This window comes from Rhizobium sp. RAF56 (assembly GCF_052113965.1).
Taxonomy (GTDB): domain Bacteria; phylum Pseudomonadota; class Alphaproteobacteria; order Rhizobiales; family Rhizobiaceae; genus Rhizobium.
Genome location: NZ_JBFRDU010000138.1, coordinates 1 through 547, shown reverse-complemented (window position 1 = coordinate 547; position 547 = coordinate 1). Strand labels below are relative to the sequence as shown.

The window sequence follows — 547 nt, the reverse complement described above, 5'->3', positions numbered from 1 at the left end:
GCCGGTACCGCCGTTGACGCTGTCGTCGCCGGCGCCGCCGTTGACGCTGTCGTTGCCGTCGCCGCCGTCGATGACGTCGTTGCCGTCRCCGCCGTTGAGCGTGTCCTGGCCGTCGCCACCCGAGAGCGTGTCGTCGCCGAGGCCGCCGTCGAGCGTGTTGTCGCCGCTGTTTCCGGTGAGCGCGTTGTCGGCATCGTTGCCGGTGGCATCGGTGTTTGCCGGGCCGGTCAATACGACGTTCTCGACACCGTCAGGTGCGGTGTAGTCGATCGACGACTGCACCGTGTCGGTGCCTTCGCCCGGATTTTCCGTGACGACATCGTCGGGGCTGTCGACCACATAGGTGTCGTTGCCGGTGCCGCCGGCCATCGTGTCGTTGCCGGTGCCGCCGTCGAGCGTGTCGTCGCCGTCATTGCCGTTGATGGTGTCGTCACCGGCTTCGCCGTAGAGCTGGTCGTTGCCGCCGCCGCCGTTGATGACGTCGTTATCGTTGCCGCCGCGGATGGTGTCGTCGCCGAGGCCGCCGTCAAGCGTGTCTTGGCCGTCG

Annotated in this window: 1 protein-coding gene; it reads right to left on the bottom strand. The window is 67.9% G+C overall.

The genetic code is table 11. The annotated features are described in order from the left end of the window. Window positions 1-547, bottom strand: a 547-nt coding sequence (locus AB4048_RS28955; protein ID WP_442205367.1) for a calcium-binding protein, incomplete at both ends; no start/stop codon positions are given.